Annotated in this window: 17 protein-coding genes; 6 read left to right on the forward strand and 11 right to left on the reverse strand. The window is 47.1% G+C overall.

Annotation, left to right across the window (positions count from 1 at the left end; genetic code table 11):
- Positions 1–57 precede the first annotated feature (57 nt).
- Complete coding sequence (locus tag VHA02S_RS10635) at positions 58–732, reverse strand: Crp/Fnr family transcriptional regulator (RefSeq protein ID WP_038897574.1); 675 nt, start codon at positions 730–732, stop codon at positions 58–60.
- 9 nt (positions 733–741) lie between these two features.
- On the reverse strand, positions 742–1170 hold the full coding sequence (locus tag VHA02S_RS10640; protein ID WP_038897573.1) for a hypothetical protein: 429 nt from the start codon (positions 1168–1170) through the stop codon (positions 742–744).
- A gap of 224 nt (positions 1171–1394) precedes the next feature.
- Between VHA02S_RS10640 and VHA02S_RS10645 the strand changes: the two genes are divergently transcribed.
- From VHA02S_RS10645 to VHA02S_RS10665, 5 genes are all read left to right on the forward strand, one after another.
- Positions 1395–2534, forward strand: a complete 1140-nt coding sequence (locus tag VHA02S_RS10645; RefSeq protein WP_038897572.1) for an efflux RND transporter periplasmic adaptor subunit — start codon at positions 1395–1397, stop codon at positions 2532–2534.
- Positions 2535–2539: 5 nt separating this feature from the next.
- A complete protein-coding gene (locus tag VHA02S_RS10650) occupies positions 2540–5629 on the forward strand; it encodes a multidrug efflux RND transporter permease subunit (protein ID WP_009697411.1) in 3090 nt (1029 codons plus the stop codon).
- A gap of 215 nt (positions 5630–5844) precedes the next feature.
- Positions 5845–6327 (forward strand): winged helix-turn-helix domain-containing protein, encoded by a 483-nt coding sequence (locus VHA02S_RS10655; protein ID WP_227740400.1) that lies wholly within the window; start codon positions 5845–5847, stop codon positions 6325–6327.
- A gap of 53 nt (positions 6328–6380) precedes the next feature.
- Entirely contained in the window at positions 6381–7070 is a 690-nt protein-coding gene (locus VHA02S_RS10660; RefSeq protein ID WP_038897571.1) for a response regulator transcription factor, read from the forward strand.
- Positions 7067–8326, forward strand: coding sequence for a sensor histidine kinase (locus VHA02S_RS10665; RefSeq protein WP_038897569.1), 1260 nt, complete (start codon positions 7067–7069; stop codon positions 8324–8326). The genes VHA02S_RS10660 and VHA02S_RS10665 overlap by 4 nt, the downstream gene beginning before the upstream one ends.
- 74 nt (positions 8327–8400) lie before the next feature.
- On the opposite strand, the gene VHA02S_RS10670 is transcribed toward VHA02S_RS10665, so the two are convergent.
- A complete protein-coding gene (locus VHA02S_RS10670; protein WP_227740397.1) occupies positions 8401–8895 on the reverse strand; it encodes a beta/gamma crystallin-related protein in 495 nt (164 codons plus the stop codon).
- Positions 8896–9390: 495 nt separating this feature from the next.
- Here VHA02S_RS10670 and VHA02S_RS10675 point away from each other — a divergent pair, with 495 nt between their 5' ends.
- A complete protein-coding gene (locus VHA02S_RS10675) occupies positions 9391–11835 on the forward strand; it encodes a collagenase (protein WP_038897568.1) in 2445 nt (814 codons plus the stop codon).
- Positions 11836–11950: 115 nt separating this feature from the next.
- On the opposite strand, the gene VHA02S_RS10680 is transcribed toward VHA02S_RS10675, so the two are convergent.
- The 8 genes from VHA02S_RS10680 to VHA02S_RS10715 all read right to left on the reverse strand — a co-directional run bounded on the left by VHA02S_RS10680 (position 11951) and on the right by VHA02S_RS10715 (position 24909).
- Positions 11951–15661 carry a M66 family metalloprotease gene (locus VHA02S_RS10680; RefSeq protein WP_152432892.1) on the reverse strand — a complete coding sequence of 1237 codons (3711 nt, stop codon included), beginning with the start codon at positions 15659–15661 and terminating at the stop codon, positions 11951–11953.
- Between the two features lie 395 nt (positions 15662–16056).
- The gene (locus VHA02S_RS10685; RefSeq protein WP_038897567.1) at positions 16057–17853 is read right to left on the reverse strand and encodes an aminopeptidase P family protein; all 1797 of its coding nucleotides are present in this window, start codon (positions 17851–17853) and stop codon (positions 16057–16059) included.
- Positions 17850–18845 carry an ABC transporter ATP-binding protein gene (locus tag VHA02S_RS10690; RefSeq protein ID WP_038897566.1) on the reverse strand — a complete coding sequence of 332 codons (996 nt, stop codon included), beginning with the start codon at positions 18843–18845 and terminating at the stop codon, positions 17850–17852. Before VHA02S_RS10690 ends, VHA02S_RS10685 begins: the two co-directional genes overlap by 4 nt.
- A 9-nt stretch (positions 18846–18854) precedes the next feature.
- Positions 18855–19838, reverse strand: coding sequence for an ABC transporter ATP-binding protein (locus VHA02S_RS10695; protein WP_038897565.1), 984 nt, complete (start codon positions 19836–19838; stop codon positions 18855–18857).
- A 9-nt stretch (positions 19839–19847) separates the two neighbouring features.
- Positions 19848–20780 (reverse strand): ABC transporter permease subunit, encoded by a 933-nt coding sequence (locus VHA02S_RS10700; protein ID WP_005439955.1) that lies wholly within the window; start codon positions 20778–20780, stop codon positions 19848–19850.
- Positions 20781–20789: 9 nt separating this feature from the next.
- Complete coding sequence (gene oppB / locus VHA02S_RS10705; RefSeq protein ID WP_038897564.1) at positions 20790–21710, reverse strand: oligopeptide ABC transporter permease OppB; 921 nt, start codon at positions 21708–21710, stop codon at positions 20790–20792.
- 164 nt (positions 21711–21874) lie between these two features.
- Positions 21875–23485 (reverse strand): peptide ABC transporter substrate-binding protein, encoded by a 1611-nt coding sequence (locus VHA02S_RS10710; RefSeq protein ID WP_038897563.1) that lies wholly within the window; start codon positions 23483–23485, stop codon positions 21875–21877.
- 317 nt (positions 23486–23802) lie between these two features.
- A complete protein-coding gene (locus VHA02S_RS10715; RefSeq protein ID WP_005445476.1) occupies positions 23803–24909 on the reverse strand; it encodes a M20/M25/M40 family metallo-hydrolase in 1107 nt (368 codons plus the stop codon).
- Positions 24910–25179: the final 270 nt, after the last annotated feature.

Genomic DNA, 25179 nt, shown 5'->3' on the forward strand with positions numbered 1-25179 from the left:
AGAACAAAAAGGTCTGCACCATGCAGACCTTTTCTCATTTACGATTGAAGAACTTAGCTATTCTTCAACAAAATTACGCAGTCCTTCTAAGTTGAGAATACGTAATCCTTTCTTTTCTTTAGCGATAAAGCCTTTGTTCTCTAGTTCTTTCACCGCGCGACGATACACACGATCTGAGGTGGCAAATCGCTCCGCTTCCAAATAGTTCTTTTGGAACCCATCCACTGGCAGGTCATTTAGATACTGATGATAAATGTCGTACGCTACGTTATAGGTGATTGGGTAGAGTAATCGGCGAGAAAGAATCTCCACCGTATCTTGGTAATCAATCGCGATGGCGCTGGCAAAGTAAAGCGACAGTCGAGGCTGTTCTAACAAGCATTTTTGCAGCTTTTGCGCGTCAATAATCGCAACTTCAACCGGTTCTACCGGAACGATGTCCATTTGGCAGCGGTAGCCAGTAAAGAACTCCATCTCACCAAAGACTTGTTGTTCACACTCAAGCGTACCAAGCAGAAAGGTTTTGCCGTTTCTTGCTGTAACGCCCATAGAGATGCGTCCTGAATCGACCAGATATAAGTTTTCGACATGCTCACCTTGGGTGAGGAGCTTTTCGTTTTCATCAAAAATTCGGCGCGTACAGATGCAATCTCGGATCGTTTTTTCGATGAGATGTTTATCGTCACTCCATTGCGCCTCAAAGCGTCCTTTACCTAGGGTTTGTAATTGCATCGACGTACCTTAAATGACAATACCCGCGAGTTCAAAACGAGCCATTAATGGCTTGTTCTCTAGCTGATACCAACTTGCCGGCATGTTGGGTTTAAGCTGGGCTTTTTCTTGTTTGCTGATCACAACATAGCGCAAAAATGTGTCGAGTGTGCTCGCCATTATTTCAAAGCTCATGTCGCCATCTTTACTGATGGTTTTTAATAGTCCAAGGACCGTATCTTCCGGTATCAATGGTTCGATAACCGCATGTTTGCGCTCGGTAATCGTTTTAGAACAAGGTAGTGATGCACGGGCAGTTTCCCAACACACTTTATTGGTTTTACTCACGAGGTTGTGTTTGTAGCAGTAATAGCTAAACAAAAAGCGTGACAGGTTCTGCCAGCGCTCAGCTTGGACTTCTAACCAAAGGTGTTGCAGCTCGATATCAGCGTCAGTCATGGGAATGAATCGGAAAAAGAAAAGAGTGCGTAGTGTAACTGCGTTTAAGGTATTCGAAAAGTCACACGCATGTCGCCCTCTTTACGTTATTGCCTGATATTGCTTGGTCTCTTAACCCTGTCTTAACCAAGCCGCTGCTAGTTTCCGTTCTCACACTGCTCCATCCTTGGGAGCGAATTCAAGTTAAGTGACGAAAACGTGTCATCTGATTGTGAGAAAGAAACATGTACAGAAAGTCTTTGGTTGCGGTGATGATTGCCGCCGCTCTTATAACTACAGGGTGCAATCCATCTTCCGCTTCTGAAGAAGCCAGTCAAGAAGGTCCGGCAGCATTTGCTCAGGTTGTAAAACTCTCTACTGTTGTTGCCAAATCCACGACTACGGCGTTGTATGAGCAAGTGCAAGGGCGCGTAAATCCCATCAAAATTGCGCAAATACGCCCTCAAGTCGAGGGGATCATCGAAGCAAGGTTATTCACCCAAGGGGACTTTGTGAAGAAAGGCACACCCTTATATCAAATCGATGCTGACTCCTACCAAATTGAAGTCGAAACCCAGCGTGCTAACGTGGTTGAAGCTGAAAACGCTTATAAAAAAGCACAGGCGCAATATGAGCGATTGAAAAAGCTCAGTGAGACTGATTTTGCAAGTCAGCAGAACTTAGATGATGCGCGTTTTAGTGTTGGTACAGCGAAAGGGCAATGGATGAGCCGCAAAGCGCAGCTTAATAAAGCCAAACTCGATTTAGAGCGTACCGTCGTAACCGCTCCAATTGACGGTGTGATAGGTGAAGAGCTGATCACTGAAGGTGCGTTGGTCAAGCCGAGTGACTCGTCGCCGCTAGCGGTGATTCGTAAGGTTGATCAAGTGTATCTCGATGTTCAAGTGCCGGCGTCTATGGCTTCTCGCTTAACCGATGACATCCATCAATCCGATCGCAGCTTAAAAGTGATATCGCCCAGCGGTCAGATCCTCTCCGGTAAGGTGGTCTATTCCGCTGTGTATGTGGATGAAGAAACCAGCAACGTGACCTTGCGTGCCGTCGTAGATAACACATCACGAGGATTGTTGGTTGGGCAATTTGTACGAGCACAGATCCCCGTTGGCAAAGTTGAGGCTTTTGCTATTCCCAATTTAGCCGTGAAACACAAATCGACGGGCGAGGCTTACTTGTTGGTGGTGAAAAATGGTCAATTGGAAGAACGGCTTGTAACGACCGATGGTAATACTGGCGGTATGACCTTAGTGACCAGTGGTGTCAATGAAGGAGAACAAGTGGTGGTCGTTGGTGGTGAGAACGCTTTTCCCGGTACCAGTATCGAAACAATGGAATGGCACGACAATACTAAGCAGTTGAATGGGTAATCACTATGTCGCACTTTTTTATTCGCCGCCCCATCTTTGCGTGGGTGATCGGCATCCTTATTACGCTTTTGGGTTTAGTATCGATTACTCAGCTCGCAGTGGAGCGATTTCCGTCGGTGAGTCAGCCTCAGGTTGACGTCTTTTTTAGCTACCAAGGAGCCTCGCCGGAAACCATCAATGACACCGTTATTTCGATCATCGAACGTGAGTTGTTTGGTACTGATGGCATTGAGTCGTTTACATCCAGCTCAGATTCGACTGGTAATGGGCAGATCAGCGTGAAGTTTGCCTACGGGACTGACCCTGAACTGGCACAAATTGCGGTGCAGAACAAAATAAAAACCGTTGAGCCTCGTTTACCTCAAGACGTAAGACAAAGTGGTTTGAATGTTGAGTCGAGTTCAAGCTCCGATCTGATGTATTTAAGCGTGTACTCCAAATCAGGCAAGATGACAGAAGGGGCATTGAGTGACTTTTTAGCGCGTAATGTGACCGATGAAATCAAGCGTATACCTGGGGTTGGTAAAGTGACGGTTTACTCCGCCGAGCACGCGATGCGTATATGGGTCGATCCACAAAAGCTAGTTTCTTATGACCTTACCATGTCTGACGTGACGGGCGCCATCAGCGCGCAAAACGTACAAATCGCTTCGGGGCAAGTAGGGCAAGAGCCTGCAAAAGTAGGGCAGAAAACCGTAACGCCGTTGACCGCGTCTGGACAGCTCAAAAACGTCAAAGAGTTTGAGAACATCATTTTGCGCTCTTCGACCGATGGTAAACAACTGCGACTTAAAGATGTGGCGCGCGTTGAATTGGGGCAAGAAAGCTATAACTTTGGCAGTCGCATCAATAGCAAATCGTCGGCAAGTATCGGGATTAAGATGATGTCAGGCGCGAATGCGGTGGCGACGTCGAACCGCATTCATGCGCGGATGAAGGAGCTCAAGAAAACCTTTCCTGAAGATATCGACTACATGGCGTCGGGTGACGCAGCACCATTTGCGAAAATCTCCATTCAGAAAGTGGTTAAGACGTTGGTTGAAGCGATGATCTTGGTGTTTATCGTGATGTACCTATTTTTGCAGCGATTTACTTACACCTTTATCCCCGCCATTGTCGCACCGATAGCCTTGTGCGGTGCGTTCGTGATCATGAAGTTGATGGGCTTTTCGATTAATGTTTTCACTATGTTCGGGATTGTTCTATCGATCGGTATCATTGTGGATGATGCGATCATTGTGGTGGAAAACGTCGAACGCTTGATGGCAAAAGAAGGACTATCACCTTTAGAAGCGACTAAAAAAGCGATGAAAGAAATCTCCGGTGCCGTAATTGGGGTAACGGCGGTCATGGTGGCGGTGTTTGTGCCAATCTCTTTCGCTTCGGGGACGTCTGGGCAAATCTATCAGCAGTTTGCGCTGTCGATCGCTGTTGCGATTTTGTTCTCTGCATTTTTGGCGCTAACCCTGACGCCAGCGCTGTGTGCGACCATGTTAAAACCCATTAAGGAAGATGCGCACAAGCGTACGGGTTTATTGGGTTGGTTTAACCGCGCGATTGAATCCTCCACCCAGCGTTATGGCTCGTTGGTGGCGAAGACAACCAATAAAACGATGCGCATGATGGGGATTTACCTCGTGTTATCGGTGGGTGCGGTGTACATGTTCCAGCAACTCAACAGCACTTTCTTCCCAGAAGAAGATCAAGGTTACTTCTTTTCGTCGATCCAACTGCCAGCCGATGCGAGCCGAGAAAGAACCTTAGAAGTGGTTTCGATTGCTGAAAAGTTCCTATTAGCTCAGCCAGAGGTGCGCGCTTCCAACGTAGTCTTAGGCTTTAGTTTTGCGGGTTCCGGCTCCGGCTCTGCACTCATGATTACAGACTTAGTCGAGTGGGATAAGCGTGAGCGTTCGAGTGCGGACATTGCCAATGCATTTAACGCGTACATGAGTGAGCACTCTAATGATGGTGCGGTGTTTGCGGCTTTACCTCCTGCAATCCAAGGGTTGGGCGCAACTAATGGTGTTAGCTTTCAACTGCAAGACCGAGCAAATAGAAGTGCAGCCGATTTTGAACAACTGAAACAGAAGTTCAACCAAGCATTGACGGCTCGACCAGAAGTGACAGGGCTGTTTTATAACGCGACTCCTTATACGGTAGGGCTGGCGTTAGATATTGACCGTGAAAAGGCAATGACGTTGGGTGTTTCGTTCTCTGACATTAGCGAAACTCTGAGCACCGCTATGGGGTCAAACTACGTCAATGATTTTCCAAACCATGGGCGGATGCAGAAGGTGATTGTGCAGGCGGACCAGAAATACCGCATGAACATCGAAGATGTTTTGGGCATTGCGGTGAAAAACAGCAGTGGAAAATTGGTCTACTTATCCGAGCTGATCAAAGCCGATTGGCAGTCCATGCCGCAACAGCTGACGCGATATAATGGTATGCAAGCGGCGGACACTTCTGCGATGGCGGCTCAGGGCTACAGCTCCGGACAGGTAATGAACGCAGTGTTAGAAGTCGCTAGCCAAGTCGATGACAGCGTGAGTATTGAATGGACCAACTTATCCAAACAAGAACGCCAGGCAGAATCTGAAGTGGAGATCTTGTTGCTGTTCTCTCTGCTGGTGGTGTTTTTAGTGCTTGCCGCGTTATATGAGAGCTGGACCATACCAATTGCAGTTGTCTTGGTCGCACCGCTTGGGCTATTGGGTTCTGCGTGGGCGGTATCATTAAGCGGGCTGCAAAATGATATGTTCTTTAAAGTGGGGTTAATCGCTCTGATCGGTTTATCGGCTAAAAACGCGATATTGATTGTTGAGTTTGCCAACCAACAACGCAAGCTAGGATTATCGGTTGCTGAAGCAGCAATTCAAGCGGCGAAATTGAGATTACGACCAATCTTGATGACCTCTCTGGCATTTACCTTTGGTATTGTGCCACTGATGTTCGCAAGTGGGGCAAGCTCAGAGATACAGAACTCACTCGGTACAGGCGTATTTGGTGGCATGGTATCAGGGACGTTATTAGCCTTGTTGTTTGTGCCGACCTTCTTTGTGTTTGTGAACAAGCTAACCAAAACTAAGCGTTAAGTCGCGTCAATGGTTAGCCAAGTAGGAGCGATGCCAAAGCAAGCTCGTGTCTAACAATGCATTACTACGCTAGGCGATTCAAAAATAATAGGGGCGAGTGAATTCGCCCCTTTTTGCGTTCAGTTAGGGTCGTCTTAACCCAACCTTAACCTGACCCTTTTTAGTATCCACTCTCGAAAAAAGCGAAAATAATAACGAGCATGGAGAGTGGTAGCGTGACGGTTCTTATCGGTAGTCGATTTGTTTACTCTTTTCTTGATGGCACCATTGTGGATACCGAGCAAGAAGAAGAGACAAAAGTGCTTGGCAAAAACAGCAATCAGTTACTTAGTATGATGATTGAACACCCAAACCAAACTCTATCGAGGCAAATTCTGTTTGATAGAATTTGGACGGATAATGACGTTAAAGTCACTGAAGCGAGTTTGACCCAAGCCATTGCAACGCTAAGAAGGACCTTGTGCGACAATCGTCAAAAGTCTGAGTATATTCTTACTGTGCCTAAGTGCGGTTACCGTTTCATCGCTTCTGTCGAGTGTTTGCCTCCAGACAAGCTCATTGTTGAAGAGAGCCTTAAACAGCAAACACAAATCGAGATGCCTTCTTTGCATCGTGAAGAGACCACTTATGCGGTCGAGTTTTATCAAAATACCAAAAGTTGGTTAAGTAAAATTAGGGACGCTTTTGCGATATGGTAAAACACAGTCCAAAGCGTTCATTCGACCAACTAAACAACATTTAAGGGGATTTCATGTCATCCAATCACTTACAGCTTCTCATCGTAGAGGATGATCACGACCTTGCGAGCGCTGTGATTGACTATCTCGCCTTGGAAGACATCCATTGCGACCATGTGGCGAACGGCGTGGCATGCTTGCAGATGATTGAAAAAACCGACTATGACGTGATCATTTTGGATATCAATTTGCCAAGAATGAACGGCTTAGATGTATGTGAAAAACTGCGAGAACAAGGGGTGGAAACGCCAATCATCATGCTCACAGCATTAGATTCGCTGAGCGACAAACTTGCGGGATTTTCGCGCGGGGCAGATGACTACCTTATCAAACCTTTTGCGATGGAAGAGTTGATTGCCCGAACTATTGCCTTATCTAAACGACGTAGCGCGCAAAACACCAAGTTAACCATTGCCGATCTGACCATCGATGTACAAAAGAAGACTGTGAATCGAGCAGGGCAGTCCGTTTTACTGTCTCCGATTTCTTTTAAGATATTAGAAGTGCTGATGCGTGAGAGCCCAAATCCTGTCACTCGTGAGCAGTTGATGTACAAAATTTGGGGTGAAGAACAGCCCGACAGCAACAGCCTTAAAGTTCACATGTTTAACCTGCGTCAGCGCGTCGACCAAGGGCACCAGAAAAAGCTCATCAAGACCGTGGTGAAGCAAGGCTTTGTTATCTCAGAAGGAGATGTGTCGTGAAGATCAGACCCAGTATCCGTTTATACAGTTTTTTTGCGGTATTACTCACAGGCGTTACGACAATCGTGGTGTTGTCCGTTTTAACTATGCACTACTTTTTCTCCGGCATGGACATCGCACTAAGAGACTTGATGTTCTCTCACGCGATCTCTATAGAGACCCAACCTGGAGAACCAGTAAAAATCAGCGACTTTACCATTGCTTCACGTTGGCGCGATCTGCCCCAAGATGTGCGTGAGAATATTCCTCGTGATAGCTTGGAAACGAATAAACTTACCAACTATTTTGTTGATGGTTCGATCTTCTCGCCACCCAAAATGGCATTGTTTGCGATGAAAGTGCAGCATAATGGCATGCTGAAATATGTCTCAGTGTCTTTCTACGACAGCTCAGAGCAGTTCCCCGTTGATGATGAGTTTCCTCACTTCTTCATTATTTTTTCTACCGCGTTGGTGGCGATATTGCTGTTCTATTTGGTTTTGATCATCATCTTTCGCAAGGTCACAACACCTGTTGAACAGTTAAAGAATTGGGCAAAGAACATGACGACGGATCAACTTAGTCAGCCTATTCCAGATTTTCACTACAGCGAGCTCAACGTGCTGGCGAATATCGTTAAATCAAGCATGGAGTCAGTGCAGCAAAGTGTTGAGCGTGAGAAAAAATTTCTTGCCTACGCGAGTCATGAGCTAAGAACACCTATTGCGGTCACCAAAACCAATACCGAACTGCTAAAGAAGATGTGTGAAAAGCAAGTTGAGGTGGAAAAACAACAGGAGGTGCTCAGACGGATATCGCGTGCAAATGCGACGATGACCGACTTAACAGAAGCAATACTGTGGCTCAACCGAGGTAACGCGCCTCAAATCCCTGCCAAAGAAGTGGTGTTGGGAGATTTATTAGCCCAAATCATTGATGAATTGTCCTATTTGCTGCAAGGCAAGCAAGTAACCGTCGATATTATTACTGATCGACAACAAGTGTTATTGGTCGAACCATTAGCGCGAATGGTTTGCACCAATCTGGTTCGCAACGCTTTCCAACACACGGCAGATGGTTTTGTGCAAGTAAAGCAAGAGGGCAGCTCGGTGGTGATATTCAATCAAAGTGCAACTCAAGATGCAGAAGAGAACAATCTCGGTTTTGGCTTAGGGCTTGAATTGACTGAACGAATCATCAAGCAGAACAATTGGTTGTATAAAAACCGAGCCATTGATAATGGTCATGATGTCTTTATTGATTTTCTTCCAAATTAAGTTCGACGCTTTTTGATAATACAACCCCTCGATTTACCGAGGGGCTGTTTTAAGCAAAGCACAAACGTGGAAGCTTAACGAGAAATGATCTTGATTGAACTGATCTTACCTTCAAAGCCATCGGCATTGTATGAGCCATGATCGCGGGTGTAGTAATCACCTCGGAAGTTTTTATCGACATAAAAACGGACACGCCATCCGCGAGGGATAGAAAACGAGCTCATTTTGTCATCGAATTTGTACATACTGAGGTCGGAAATGTCATGGCTAAGCATCAGTGATGGACCTGTTTGGTGTCGATACTGATAAATCACGGCTGACGCATTATCATTCACATCACTATCACTACTGCCACGAAGAGAGGAGCCTTCGCATTTCGCATCAGACGTTTTACAAAAGATACTGCCTTCCCCATATTGCTTTTCACAACTGCTTCGTACGTTTTGTCTTGCCTCTGCTTCAGTTCGACCTGCTTGAGAAAATGTATCCATAAAAGGTTTTAGAGAGCAAACGTAAACAAAATCACCGCCATAGCTAAGCGACGGTAAAAACAGCAATGTTCCTAACATAAATCTCTTAACCAAAGTCATATTGATAATCCTAATTTAAGTCGATCAAATAATCGCAGAATGAATACCACAACTTTGTGTTTAGGTAATGAGAACGGAGCGTTATGGCTTGAAAATTCACCTTAAAATTACACAAGCGCATGTTGTTGCTCATTATTTCGGCGATTTATTGACAAGTGCATTTCTGAGAGGAAAGAAAGGCAGCCAGAAAGCTCAACGAAAGTGAAACCATTTATGGTAAGTCACGTCGTTAAGTGATCCTGGTGAAAAAGCGCAATAGGTGAGAAATCCTTATCAAGCAAGTGAATTTTATAAAGTTCGTCTTCTGGCAGATTGAGTACTAGAAACTGAGACCAAAGCTCTTGAATGTTAATGAAATGTTTCTTTTAAAGCTCAAGGCGCTTTATATGAGAGTGCTCTTTGTCGTGAGAAGAGTAAATGGTGATGCCTAAGTGGTAACGGCATTTAAGGAACTCATCATATAGAAGAATAAAGATGGAACTAAAAAATCTCACCGTCGCAATAGCGACCTTCTTTGCTAGTACGAATGCGCTTGCTTTAAGTGAGCCATCGCAGCAAGTCACAGAAATATATCAACATCACGCTCATCAAAACGGTAATGATAGAGCGTTGCCAGATTATGCACCAACTAAGCTGCTTCCCCAGCAACCGAAACCGACCCTTCGTACCCTTTCTACTCGGTCTGCGGAGCAGGCAGCAAACGTGTGTGATGTAGAAGCTTTCACTTCGAACAGTAGCAATGATGTGCTCAACGCAATCAAAACCCAAGGAGCAAGTTGTGTTAATGCGCTTTTCTCAGCCGAGAGTCGAATACAAGAAGCGGCGTTCGAATCTGGGCACATGTACAACATTGCAAAGCACACGACCAATTTAGCGAAAGCCTACGCTGGGGGCGGCAGCGGTGAGCTTGAAGCTTTGTTCCTGTATTTACGAGCGGGTTATTACGCTGAGTTTTACAACAGCAAGGTCTCGTTTCTTTCTTGGGTGACACCTGCAGTAAAAGAAGCCGTCGATGCCTTCGTTAACAATGCGAACTTCTATGAGAACAGTGACCCCCATGGCAAGGTGCTCAGTGAAGTGATTATCACTATGGACAGTGCAGGGCTCCAGCATGCCTACCTACCACAGGTTACGCAGTGGCTCACTCGCTGGGACAGTCGATACGCTCAGAACTGGTACATGCGGAATGCAGTGAATGGCGTATTTACCATTTTGTTTGGTGGTCAGTGGAATGAGCAATTTGTGCAAGCCATTGGTAATCAGACTGAGCTTGCTAAAGCACTAGGGGACTTTGCGCTACGCTCGTCAGCTATCGGTGCTAGTGATGAGTTTATGGCAGCGAATGCTGGTCGTGAGTTAGGACGATTAACCAAATATTCCGGTAGTGCTTCCAGTACAGTGAAAAGCAAACTGACCGAGATCTTTGCTCAATACGAGATGTACGGTAGAGGCGATGCCATTTGGCTTGGCGCTGCCGATACGGTCTCTTATTACGCGGATTGTAGTGACTATGGAATTTGTAACTTTGAGTTCCAGTTGAAAGGTTTAGTGCTTTCTCAATCGTACACATGTAGTCCTACCATTCATATTTTGTCGCAGAACATGACGCAAGATCAGCACGTCGCGGCTTGTTCGAAGATGGGGTACGAAGAGGGGTATTTCCACACTTCACTTGAGACAGGAAGACAGCCTGTTGCGGATGACTACAACACGCAGTTGCAGGTCAATATCTTTGATTCAAGCGATGATTACGGCAAATACGCTGGACCGATTTTTAACATCAGTACCAACAATGGGGGAATGTACCTTGAGGGCGATCCAGCAACGCCGGGGAACATCCCTAATTTTGTTGCTTATGAAGCGCCTTACGCCAACCCAGATCACTTTGTGTGGAACCTAGAGCACGAGTATGTTCATTACCTTGATGGACGATTTGACCTTTATGGTGGCTTCGGTCATCCAACTGAAAGAATCGTGTGGTGGAGTGAGGGCATCGCCGAATATGTGTCGAAGGAGAACGATAACCAAGCTGCGATAGACACCATCAAAGATGGGTCAACGTTTACGCTCAGCGAGATCTTTGAGACCAGTTATGATGGCTTTGATGTCGATAGAATTTATCGCTGGGGTTACTTGGCGGTTCGATTCATGTTTGAGCGACATAAAGAGGACGTAAATCAAATGCTGATAGAAACTCGTCAGGGTAACTGGGCAAATTACAAAGCAACCATTAATCAGTGGGCAATCTTATACCAGAGCGAGTTTGAACAGTGGCAACAAGCTCTTGTTTCTGGTGATGCTCCTAATGCAGTCATAACCGCAAACAGTGAGGGTAAAGTCGGTGAAAGCATTACATTTAGCAGTGAAAACAGCACGGATGCAAACGGGAAGATCGTCAGCGTCTTGTGGGATTTCGGTGATGGCACGACCAGCACACAAACCCAGCCGTCGCACCAATATGGCAGTGAAGGGCAGTACACGATCAGCTTAACCGTGACTGATAATGATGGGCTAACCGCAAGCACGACACACAGTCTTACTATTACGGCGCAGGGCGGTTCTGATGCGCTACCACAAGATTGTGCAGTGCAAAGTAAAATTAGTGGTGGACGTTTAACTGCGGGACAAGCGGCGTGTTTGGCGACGCAACAAACCATTTGGTTGAGTATCCCAGCGGTCAATGAGCACACCAGTATGGCAATCACCACGGCAAATGGGGTAGGCGACCTGAAAATTGAGTACAGCAATGATGGTTGGCCAAACGGTTCAAATCACCATGCGTGGTCAGACAATGCGGGTAATGCCGAGTGTATTACCTTGTCCAATCAGCGCAATTACTGGGGGTACGTTAAAGTCTCTGGTGAGTTTGAAAATGCCGCGATTGTAGTGGACTTTGATACCTCAGGTTGTCGTCAGTAAACATTGTTTCTGTTGATTAAGATCAACTGGTCCTAGTAACAACAGAAAATGAAACGCCCAGCACGAGTTTACATTGTGCTGGGCGTTTTTATTCATATTGAATATCGGTTGAGGCTTAGAAGTGCCCCAAGTACTGCCAATCAGCGTTGTTTGGGTTCGCCTCCGTTGGCCAAGGGAAGTACCAGTACTTGCCGTCAATGAGGCGGTAGTAATGGTAACCACCACGGAAGTGGTACATGTAAATATCGTTTATCGTTCCCGTGTTGTTGTTCTCGCCCCAAAATCCCATGCGATCTTGCTTGTGCCAGTTTAAGATTTCGGCTTCAAACTTAGCTAGGTCACTGTTGAGCTCAGCAATGTACTGTTCAATATCCGTATCGCTACCAATAAAGCGCCAATCAGCGTCAGAGGTGTTTTGAACTGGCAACGCGCTGTTCACTCCCGGACGTTTTTGCATAAAGTAGCGGCGCTCACCACTTTCATCGGTATCAATGAAAATAGCGTTCTCAGATTGTCCCCATGCCGTTGAACTCGCTTGTTCCCACGTTAGCAACTGCGGTTGATTGAAGTAGTTGGCAATGCGCTGTGCATTGTCGATGTTACTACGATCGACTTTCAGTGGGTTAAAACCAAACTGGACATGGTTTTCCGCTGAGCCTAGGTACTTCCAGCCTTCATTGTCTGCTTGATTGGTTGGGAAATCCGCCGCAGAGATATCACGCATTAGGAAGTAATCGCGAGTGCCGGTGACTGGGTTAGGGTACACGTAAAGTGCACCAGCGCGGCGTTCTGCGCTTGTCTCACCATTGTTCAGCACACCCGCTCCGTAGTTGTCTGCTACGAACTTGTCGAAGTCAGCCACAAAGCCAAAGTCGATGCGGTTTAACGCTGCGTTGTCGGCAAACATGACTTGTTCATCAACGTATTGTTTGTAACCGTGCTCCTGACCAACAAAGATAGGACCAACAAGCTTATCGATCGCTGGGTTTTGATCAGGGATCAAGCTATCTAGCACTTGTTCACCATTCACGTCAGTACAACTTAAGGTGACACGAGTCGGGAGTGGCAATTGCTCTAGGTTAAAGTGGAACTTATTGCTTTGTGAGTCGTTTAATCGGCTACTTGCAACCGCAATGTTCTGTACTGAGCCATCTTGGCGCTCCACAGTAACTGCACAGCTACGTTGAGAGATCATACTTGGCTGATGCATTCCACCTTGATGTCGTGCGTAACGCCAATCCGCTCCGTTGTTGTGTTTCACACCACTAAACTGCTGGCAGTGGGAAGAGGTAAAGTAGCCCGCACCATCATGACTCGTGCCAGATTTATCAAGCACGCAAAGTGGCACTTCGCCAATTTCGGTATTCGGCGTGTAAGTCACAGCACCTTCACCGTATTTAGACAGCAATGAGTAGTCATGATCTTGAGATATCATGCGCTCACGCTGACCATTGATGTTCCAGTACATGTCTTCGCTGCTTTCACAACGCGCCATATCCGTACTGACTGTACCGACGAAGTTTGCACTTTTGCCGTTGCTTGCCGTGTAGGTGAACTGACAAATACGAGCCTGCTGGTTGTTGACCTTCATCGTCTGCCACAAATCTTGTTGAATTTGCTCGTCAGACAAAGAAGAAACCGCTTGCCAACCCTCCGGATGATAAGTTACGTCTGGTGCAGAAGGCAGATCAAACACGTTACCGTAGTTGGAGTAAATCAGCGGGTAAACTTGGCTTGCAAGTTCGTTACGCGGATCGTAAATGCCCAACATGGTGACAACAGGCACGCCTGCCGCGCTAGGTACTGGCGTGTCGGTTTGTGCTTCTTCGTAACTTTGGCTTTCTTGATTCCAACGAACATAACCAGTCGAGCTGTTTAAATCGACGTTAAAGCCGTTATTGAGCCAAGTTTGCACGCGGCGAGACTGAGAAGGGTGCTCTAACGTGTAATGACTAATGGTGCCTAATAGTGCGGCTTCGCCACCAGCTTGCGCATCACGCATAAAGCGGAATTCACCCGCAAATGGTGGCACTACTTCACCACCCACATCGTTAGTCGTGGCTTCACCTGTCCAGTGTAAGTTACCGATAAAGCGGCGATGCAGAGCATCCCAACCCCAACCAGATTCCAAATCGTGCGTGGAAGCATACCAAGGGTAGTGACCCAGACCATAGTTATGACCCAGTTCGTGTGACCATTCGTTACCGGTTGTTGCCGTTAACGTCACGATGCCACCGCCGCCACTGCCACCATGATCAATAATGCCGTTGGTGTACACGCCGCGGTTGGTGTGCGCGGTAATGTGATTGAAGCGCTTATTGTAAGCTTGCGAATAGCCAGCACTATCGGTAATGCCAACGTTCGCATTATTCACACCTGTAGAGACCAGTGCTTTACCAATGGCTTCACGCATGTCACCGCCGTGCCAGCCACCTTCACCATCGGAGCTTGTGGTGTAAACCTTACCGTTTGGCAGCGTCACTTTCGGGAAATAAGCGGCAGTGTAATCCGCCATCACCAGTTTAGATGCTGGGATTTTCTGGAAGTAATCGGCGCTGAGTTTTGCCATGTTTTTGATCATGGTGTTGCCATCACGCGGCGCCGTGAGCATACCCATGTCGATGTTTTGAATGATAAGCTCCGGCGCGCCGCCAAAGACAAGTTCATTAGCAGCTAAATCGCCTTGGCGATCAGTGTTATCGGTTAAACGTAGCGACAAGCCTGGCTTCATCCAATCCCATTGCAGCGGCAGTGACCATGCGTGATGGGAGAATACCACTTTAGAACGTCCATTCTCTGGCTGATCAGAAGCCGCAAGTGCGCTTGGTGGCAGCATTGGGAGGCGAGTGATGACAGTGCCTTCAAAGCTCACTTCTACCCAAACTTGCTGAACGGTTTTGTCTTCTGGTGTGAATAAAAGCAGAGCTTCACGGTCTATCACCAAGTCAGGGAACAGGTTAACATCGTTTTGATTTGGGGCGGTGGTCGTATGGGTTTGAGCAAAATGGATAGAACCAGTTAAATCGCCATTCAAATGATTGTCTAGCGGCAATTCATCTGCGTAAGCAAGGCGTGCGGCACTTGTCGTGAACTCAATCTTTTGTGGCTCGATACAATCAATCGCATTGCACGAAGAAAGCTCCGCCGTGTACCGAGTGTCTGGTTTCAGGCTGCCAATGAACAAGCCAGAGTGAACGTTGTCATAACGAACGGGCTCTGAACCTGATTCGGTCAACGTCAAAACCACGTTGTCATTCGCGTTTTGCGTAGCCCATTTTAGCTGAACACCTTGATCTGAAACGCTGGCTACGTTCAATGCATTGATGCTTGGCGCAGATAGGCCACCACAGTCAGAAGTCTCTATGTTTTGAATCATATCTGACTGCCAAATGTATTCGCCATTTGGACCCTTAGAGCCTCGGGCAGCAGGGATATATTCTACGTAGCAACCTGTGTCGTCTGGGGTCATCACACCAAACTCTTTGTGCATAAGGTAGAAACCACCGTTATACCAAATAAATTCCCATTCCGGACCGACGAAGTCCACTACGTTGCGATAAGCTTGGTCTTGCTCTCCAAACATAAAAGGAAACTTAGGGTAGTTATCGAAGTTAACCCAGTATTCATGTCCTTGGAAATTTAGATAGGTTTTGCCATCACGTTGATAGGTGTCTTGACCTTTGTCTGCTAACTGCTTGAGCATTTCAATGCGTTCAAAGGTTTGATTTCCGATTTCGACCAAGGTTAGGTCGTGGTTCGCGTTTGCGAAAGCGGCTGTACTTCCTAGGAGTGAAGAGATCAGCCAAGCGAGCGTATTTTTCTTCATATGAGACTCTACTTTTGCCAATGGAATAGACATTAAACATGCCGCCAGAAGCTCGGCACTTAGGGGAGTTGCATCATCCATTTCAATATGTACGGATGATAAATTTGATTATCTGATGGGATTTGAGTTTTAAATAGGTGGGATAAATCGGACTTGTGACTCTGCTTCCAGCTCTGATTTGATCACGAAATCGAATTGATATCTTATGTCCAAATTTGTATTTATCTATCTATACAAAATAGGGTTCTTTATATAGTAAATTAATGAAATGCCTTTATTTTATAATAAGTTAGACTTTAAATGAAAAAAGCCAGCCCGAAGACTGGCAATCAAACTGAGTTATTTGAAGTTAACAAGAGTTTGAAATGAAAATGAAATTGGAGATGAAGAAAACGCTATTTTTCAACCATCTGGGTTGCACCTTGTAACCAAGTTTTGTCATGCGCATCTAATGATGGGCTGAGCGCTTTGTAAACCTGCGTGTGATAGTGATTTAACCAATCCACCTCGTCTTGGCTAAGTAAGGTGACATCGAGCATGCTGGTGGCAATTGGGGCGAGAGTAATGGTCTCAAAACCGTAAAATGTGCCAAATTCATTCTGCTCGACTTCCACGACTTTCATGATGTTCTCGATACGAACGCCGTATTCACCTTCGCGATACACCCCCGGCTCGTTGGTGATCACCATGCCTGGTTTCAGTTCCACTTCGCGATGGCTTTGCGAAAAGTTTTGTGGACCCTCATGAACATTTAAGCAAATGCCAACGCCATGTCCCGTGCCGCATTTATAGTCGATACCATGCTGCCACAACACACCACGAGCCATGATGTCGAGATTGGCACCCGTAGAGCCTTTCATAAATCGAGTCTGAGTCAGTCGGATGACCGCTTTGAGCACTAAGGTGTAGTCTTTGCGCTGTTTAATGGTCGGTGACCCGAAATGGAAAGTACGGGTGATATCCGTAGTACCGCCAAGGTATTGACCGCCAGAGTCGACAAGAAAGAAGTTGCTTTCGTTGACGAGGGCATTGCTTTCTTCATCGGCGGCGTAGTGCATTTTGGCACCATGGGCAGCAAAGCCTGCGATGGTGCGAAAACTGTCGCTCACATAATGGCGAGTTTGACGGCGATAACTTTTTAACTGCGCCTCAGCAGACAATTCAGTAACAAGCCCACTTGGGACTTGGTCTTCTAGCCAACTCATAAACCTGACAACTGCCACACCATCGTCCTTCAATGATTGTTCGAGATTGGCTAGCTCGGTCGGGTTTTTGCTGGCTTTCATGTCGGTGACCGGGCAAGCCATTGGCTTTAGTGAAACGTTTTGCTCAATTGCACTGACCAATAAACTGTCGGTGTAGCTTGGGTTAAACGCGAGAGACAGCCCTTCACATTGCTGATTCAAATATTGGCTCACGTAGTCGTAGTGACGAACGCTGACACCTTGCTCGTTGAGTTGTTTTTCTATCTCAGCTGGTAACTTCGCTTTGTCGATAAATGCGGTAGCGCGCGTTTGTTCCACCACAAGATACGCTTCAGATACCGGGCAGTAAGGAGTATCTGCGCCGCGAATGTTTAGCGTCCACATTACATCGTCTAACGTTGACACCAACAAACTGTTAACGTGGTTGTCGCCAAGCCAAGAGCGAAGGTCTGCCAGCTTTTGCTTGGTCTCTATGCCGGCATAGGCGACACGGTGCTCAAAGATCTTCTCAGTTGGTCTGCTAGGGCGGTCATGCCAGATTGGTGTCAGTAAGTCGAGGTCGAGGATAATCTGGATGTTTTTAGGCTCAAGCGCTTGTTTGAGTTCTTGGTAAAATGCATAGCTGATCGAGCGCCCATCTACCGCGATGGTACTGTTGGCTTCTAACGTGCTGGCTAACCATTTAGGAATACTTGGCGTCTCTGGTTGACGCGCTTTAAATAGGTTGAGTCCAGTACCATGAAGTTGTTCTTCAGCTTGAATGTAGTAACGACCGTCGGTCCATAATCCACCGCCCTGAGTAGTGATAACAACATTGCCTGCCGAGCCGGTAAAACCAGAAATCCATGTTCGACCAGCCCAATGATCCGCAGAGTATTCACTATTGTGAGGATCGTTATTCGTTACGATATAAGCTGCAACGTGATAAGTTGCCATCGCATCTCGCAGCGATGAAAGGCGTTGATTTACCGAGTTTGTTGTATTCATGAAAGACTTCCTGAAATCATGTTTGAACAATAGATATGATGTTGCTCAGAGCCGATCTTTGCTGGGCTTTGCTGCCCGCAGAGTTGGGTTGCTTCTGGGCATCGAGTTCGAAAGACGCAACCGCTCGGAGGGCTGAGTGGGGAAGGGAGATCGCCGGGCAGCAATTGGATCTCGCGGTTGCGTGCTAATTGAGGGTTGGCGATTGGCACCGCAGAAAGCAACGCTTTGGTATAAGGGTGCTGCGCATCATCAAATACTTGGTCGTAACGTCCGACTTCCATCGGCTTACCCAGATACATCACCATTACGCGATCACTAATATGACGTACCACGCTGAGGTCGTGGGCAATCATTACCAGTGTCAGTCCCATTTCTTGTTTGAGGTCATCGAGTAGATTGATCACTTGCGCCTGAATGGACACATCAAGTGCGCTCACGGGTTCATCACACACCACCAAGTCTGGATTAAGAATCAACGCACGTGCGATGCCGACACGTTGACACTGCCCACCGGAAAACTCATGCGGATAGCGGTTACGTTGGCTTGCGAGCAGTCCTACTTTGTCCATCATGGCGATGACTCGTTTTTCGACTTCGGCGCGTTTCAACCTTGGTTCGTGCGTTAGTAGTGGTTCGGCAATGCATTCTGAAATGGTTAAGCGTGGGTTTAAGCTGGCTGATGGGTCTTGAAATATCATCTGGAATTCGCGACGACGAAGGGCGAGTGCGTTTTTGTCAAAGCCACGCATATCTTCACCTTTCCATGTCAGGGCGCCGTGTGTCGGTTCAACCAAACGAAGTAGGGCGCGCGCCAATGTGGATTTGCCGCAGCCGGATTCGCCGACAATGCCAAGGGTTTCGCCTCGGTACACATCTAAGTCAATGCCATTCACCGCTTTGACGATCTTTCTTCGACTAGGAATGATATGGCGCGATACTGGAAAGTGGACTTTCAGGTCGCGGGCAGACAGTAACACTTCTTGTTGGGTCATAACGTTTCCTTAAGCCGATTGATGAATAAGAGAAATACTGCCTTGCGCTTTGACATGACAGGCGATGGATTGGCGTCCGTTAAGGGGAGCGAACCGAGGCGTCTGTGTTTGGCAATGTGGCTCACGATAGTCACAGCGATCTCTAAACGGGCAGCCTTTGTGATTGATCAGAGCGCTCGGCGGGTTACCGGCAATGGTTGGCAAACGAGGCATATCTTCTGTAATCGATGGGATCGCCTTTAGAAGCCCTTGGGTATACGGGTGAGCTGGCTGGGCGAACAAGGTGTCCGTATCGGCTTGTTCCATTTTTTGTCCGCCGTACATGACTAAAACTCGGTCACACATTTCAGCGACCACGCCCATATCGTGAGTGATGAGTAAGATGGCAGTGTTGAACTCCTGCTGTAACTCACGCAACAGCATCAGGATTTGCGCTTGTACTGTCACGTCGAGTGCGGTTGTGGGCTCATCGGCAATAAGCAGTTCCGGTTTACACAACAACGCCATGGCAATCATCACACGTTGGCGCATACCGCCAGAAAGCTCGTGTGGATATTGGTTCATGCGCGTTTCCGGAGAAGGAATCCGCACTGCATCTAGCATCTGAATGGATTCTGCAATGGCTTGTTTTCGGCTCATTCCTTTGTGCACCATCAGCACTTCACTGAGCTGTTTGCCAATCTTCATAAAAGGATTAAGAGAGGTCATCGGATCTTGAAAGATCATGCCGATTTTCTCTGCGCGAATGCGGTTTAGTTGCTTCTTCGACATCGCGAGTAAGTTCTCGCCATGAAAACGCGCTTCGCCCGAGACGTTACCGTTATCAGCCGTTAGCCCCATTAGCGCAAACACCGATTGGCTTTTGCCTGAGCCGGACTCGCCAACGATGCCTAGTGTTTCTCCCGCTTGAATCGCGTAAGAGAGGTTGCTGACCGCTTGCACTTGTCCGTCTGGCGTATCGAAGCGCACGTTCATGTTTTCAATTGATAGCATGGGAAGTCCTTATCGATCTTTCGGGTCAAGGGCGTCGCGTAAGCCATCGCCGATGAAGTTAAAACAAAACAGGGTTGCGACCAAAAACAGCGATGGGAAAAGTAGCATCCACAATGCCACGTCGATGGTTTTTGCGCCTTCTGAAATCAAGATTCCCCAACTGGTGTCTGGCGGTTGAACTCCTAAGCCTAAGAAACTCAAGAAGGATTCAAACATGATGAAGCCGGGCACCATTAAGGAGGAGTAGACCATCACGATCCCAAGCACGTTTGGCAGCACATGACGACGCACAATGGTGAACTTTGAGACGCCAATGGAGTGCGCTGCTTCAATAAATTCGCGCTTTTTGATGCCGAAGGTTACGCCCCGTACCACTCGGGCAATACCCAGCCATGACACCATGCCAATTACGATAAAGATCAGATAGATGTTGTTGCCAAATAAGGTCACGAACAGGATGACCATGAACATAAATGGCACTGAGTCGAGCACTTCGATGATACGCATCATTACGCTGTCTACCACACCACCAAGATAGCCGGAAATACTGCCCCAAATCGTGCCAATCACAACGGCAACCAAGGCACCAACAAAGCCAACCAAAATCGACAGGCGACCACCTTGCATCGTGCGGGCAAACAGGTCTTGTCCTAGGTCGTCGGTACCAAAATAGTGCCCGCTGCTTAAAGAGGGTTTCCCCAATTCGTACGGGTCAGCAAGGATGTTCCAATCAATCTCATCATGTCCAAAGGCAGCAAGTGAAGGACCAAAGGTGATACACAAGATGATGAACGCAAGCACGTATACGGAGGTCATTGCCGCGCGATTTCGGCGAAAGCGAGTCCACGCGTCTTGCCATAGACTTCGACCTTCTACGGCTTCGATATTATCAACAACTCGGTCTTGTAAGGATTGAGTATCCAGCTTTTTAATCGATAACATGCTCGGCTCCTAAACTCGGATACGCGGGTCGATAACGGTGTAGAGCAAGTCGACCACAAGGTTGAAAAAGATCGTCAGTGAAGCAACGATGAGAGTAATACCCATGACTAAGCCGTAATCGCGATTCAGTGCGCCGGAGACAAAGTGTTGACCCATACCGCCAGTACCAAAAAAGATATCGATGATGACCGAGCCTGTGACAACCGAGACAAAAGCTGGACCCAGCATGGCGACGACGGGGATCAATGACGGTCGCAGTGCATGGTGGAACAAGATGTATGCAGTCGATAACCCTTTGGCTTTTGCAGTACGAATATAAGGTTGATTCAGTGTTTCAATCATGGCGCCGCGCATAACACGAGCAATACTGGCGATAGAGCCAATCGCAAGGCTTAGCACTGGTAGTACGAGAAAAGCGAGTTGTCCTCCTTCCCAACCACCGGCAGGCAGCCAACCTAAATGAATCGCAAATATCGTCACCAATATTGGCGCGAGGACGAAAGCAGGCACAACAACACCCGTCATGGAAAGGGTCATCAACCCGTAATCTAAGCGGCTATTGCGTTTTAACGCAGCAATGGTGCCAAGCAACATGCCAAGTGGCACTGAGATACAAAAAGACAGAACGCCGAGCAGGGCAGAGACCGGCCAAGATTGAGCGACCAACTGAGTCACCGTAAAGTCTTGATAGACAAAGCTTGGTCCTAAATCGCCTTGAGCGAAGTTGGTAATATAAATCCAGAACTGAACCAAAAATGGTTCGTCGAGGTGAAATTTGGCTTCGATGTTAGCGCGAACCACTTCCGGCATAGGACGCTCCATGTCAAACGGTCCGCCGGGTGCGATATGCATCAACCAAAAAGAGACCAAAGTGATAAACAACAACGTCGGAATCGCGATGGCTAATCGTCTGAGAATGTACCAAATCATGATCCATCATCCTTTGGTCATTCGACGTTACATGTCGTCACGTCGAGAAAGAGAAAAAAATTGGCCTGAGCTCATCACCGAGAGAAGAGAAGTTCGACACGATATGCCATGTACTCGCAATGTCAGTGCGTGTTACCGAGCCGACTCAGGCCGAAAGCATGCCATTAGTGGACTTTCACATAGACATTCTTGCGGTAGTACGAAGACTCGGGGTTAGTACGCTCGTAGCCACCAACATAAGGCTTGATCAAATATTGATCGTTGCCTGGACGGTAAACCGGGATAATCGCCATATCTTCAATCAGCATGCTTTCTGCTTGTAGATACAGCTTTGAGGGATCATTCATGGTTTTAGAACGCGACATCAACTCATCATATTTGGGGTTGTTGTAGCGTGAATCGTTGTACTCGCCATTGGAGACGAAGATATCGAGCCATGTTGAAGCTTCGTTGTAGTCTGCGGTCCAGCCGCCACGAGTGATTTCAGTTGGCTCTTTTAATGCGTAGAACACTTTAGGCTCGAGTTGTTTAATGGTGATTTGCGCGCCTAAGCGGCTTTTCCACATGCCTGCCATTGCTGTTGCCATTTTCACGTCTTTAGAGAAGGTAGGAACAGTGAAAGTGAGTTTGAGTGGATTCGCTTTGTTATAACCAGCTTGTGCCAATAAGCGTTTGGCTTTGTCGATACGCTGATTTGTTGTCCATGTCGCGTATTCGGGAGTGTGTGATTGAAAGCCATCGGTTTGTGGCGGCACTAAGGTAAACATCGGGATACCACCGTTTCTTAAAATCGCGTCGGTTAAGATCTTGCGATCAATGGCATAGGATAGGGCTTGTCGAACACGCAGGTCTTTGGTTGGACCCTGCTGGGTGTTGAGGTAATAAAACGTCGAGCCAAGTGACGCACTGGTGTCTGCGACTTCTTGTGGCAGCTTGGTGATCAGCTTTTTCTTTTGCGCAGAAGGAATCGACATCACTTGGTCTATTTCCCCCGCTAAATAGCGATTGAGCACAACATTGGCATCACCAATCGGCAGCCACGTGATTTTATCCAACACGACGTTGCTTGCGTCCCAATAATATGGATTTTTCACCATCACCATTTTTTCGTTTACCTTCCACTCAGAAACGGTAAACGCGCCATTAGTAACAATGTGTTTTGGGTGCGTCCAGTTGCTGCCGTATTTTTCAACCGTGGCTTGATGCACCGGAGCAAGAACCGGATGACTAAGCAGCTTGATAAAAAATGGAATTGGCTTTTCAAGCGTCACTTGGAAGGTTTTTTCGTCCAGTGCTTTTACGCCAAGTGTTTGCGGTGTTGCTTCGCCTTTCATAATCGCTTGTGAGTTTTGGATGTTTGGAATCGCGGCAAACCAAGCGTAAGGGGACGCCGTATTGGGGTCGAGTAGGCGCTGCCAACTGTAGACAAAGTCTTGTGCAGTGACATTGTCACCATTCGACCATTTTGCATCACGAAGCTGAAAGGTGTAGACCGTATTGTTGTCGTTCACCGACCAAGATTTCGCAACGCCGGGAATGGTTTTTCCTTGTTTGTCTTGAATGGTTAACCCTTCGAACAAGTCTCGACCAAGGTTAAATGCGGGCTCAGCTGCTTGCTTCGCTGGATCGATAGACGTCACTTCTGCACCGTTATTAAGCGTGATCTCTTGAGCTTCGGCGAGTGTCACGCCCGATGGGTACGGCACAGCATAAGTCGAAGCCGCAAACATTGGGCTCATCACAGATGCCAACAAAAGTAGCTTAGGTAGTTTCATCCTTTCCTCACTCGATTCATCCTTGAAGATGAGTTGAATGTATATTGTATAAATTGTTCAGACAATCGAGTTTTAACATACCTGTAACAGGGTGTTAGAAGCTGAGCTTTTTGGTCTCAAAAAGTGAGCCAGTAGAATTTCAATCCATGAATTTATGCCAACTTGGCATAGTCAGATTCTCTGCTAAGAATGCAGGGCAAAGAGATAATGAAGAGAGTGAAGCGGATAGAAACGAAAAATCCCCTTCATGCGCGAAGCAAGAAGGGGATCTGCATTAGCGTTTCACATTCAGCGTAAGTTGCGCTCTATTCTCTAGATTATTTCACTAGGAAGTGCTTAACGAACTCAGTGATTTTCACCATGTCGTCAACGGCAATGAATTCTTCAGTGGTGTGTACTTTCGCCATACCAGTAGAAAGGTTTACCGTTGTTAGACCTTTCTTGTTGAAGTTGTTTGCGTCGCTACCGCCACCAGTGCCTTTTGTAAATGCATCGATGCCCATGTCAGCGAATGCCGCTTTGATTGCTGATACGTGAGCATTGTCTTCTTCGATAACAAAAGCGTCGTACGCGCGGCTTGATTCGATTTCAACTTCTGCGCCGTGTTTTTCACATACTGACTCAAAGGTAGAGATCATGTGGTTCACTTGCGCTTCTAGCTTCTCACCGTTTAGAGAGCGTGCTTCAGCAACGATCTTCAGTTCTGGCATCACGATGTTTGTCGCTTGACCGCCGTTTACCATACCGATGTTTGCTGTGGTTTCTTCGTCGATACGAAGCAGTTTCATCTGGTTGATTGCATCTGCCGCTACCATGATTGCGCTGATGCCTTCTTCAGGTGCTAGACCCGCGTGTGCAGGGCGGCCTTTGATTGTCGCAACGATTTTTTGCTGACCAGGTGCCGCAGTCACGATGGTGCCGATAGGACCGCCTGTATCCAGTACGATCGCTTCGTTAGACGTTACGTGCGTCATGTCGAAGTACTCAGAGCCGAACAGACCGCCTTCCTCATGCACAGTGAAAGCAAGCTCTAACGTTTTGTGTTCTAGGTTTTCAGCTTGGATGCAGCGAACCGCTTCCATGATTGCCGCGATACCTGATTTGTCGTCACCACCAAGGATCGTATTGCCTTTAGAGCGAATGATGCCATCTTCGATGATTGGCTCAATGCCGATACCAGGCGTTACTGTATCCATGTGGCAGCTCATTAGGATAGAGCCTTCTTTCTTACCCTCTAGACGTGCGTACACGTTAAAGCCGTTAGAAATGTGTTCTGGTACAGGTAGCTTGTGAACCGTAAAGCCTAGTTCGCCCAGTTGCTCAGCCAGAGTTTCTGCAATTTGTTTTTCATTCATAGATTCGCTGTCGATGCGAACCAGTTGGCAGAAATGTTCAACTAGACGTTCTTGATTAATTTGTGTCATTTGGATGTCTCTTTCTTTCTTGGTCGAGACCGCAGCGGTATAGAGTGCGAGCCCGAAAGGGAACAGAACACCTCTTATTACACAGCTAATCCGAGTGAAAACTGTCTTGAATCAAAAAACGCCTCTGCCTGACATTATTCTGACCTGCTAATTACCGGATCTGATGCGGCGGTCACGAAAGTACACAATGAATGTAGAAATATGCGAAAGCGAGTTAAAAGCGAGTTTACTTAGTCAATCAATGTTTAGACCCACTAAGCCTTCAAATCG

The sequence above is a fragment of the Vibrio harveyi NBRC 15634 = ATCC 14126 = KCTC 12724 genome, from assembly GCF_001591145.1.
Classification (GTDB): Bacteria; Pseudomonadota; Gammaproteobacteria; order Enterobacterales; family Vibrionaceae; genus Vibrio; species Vibrio harveyi.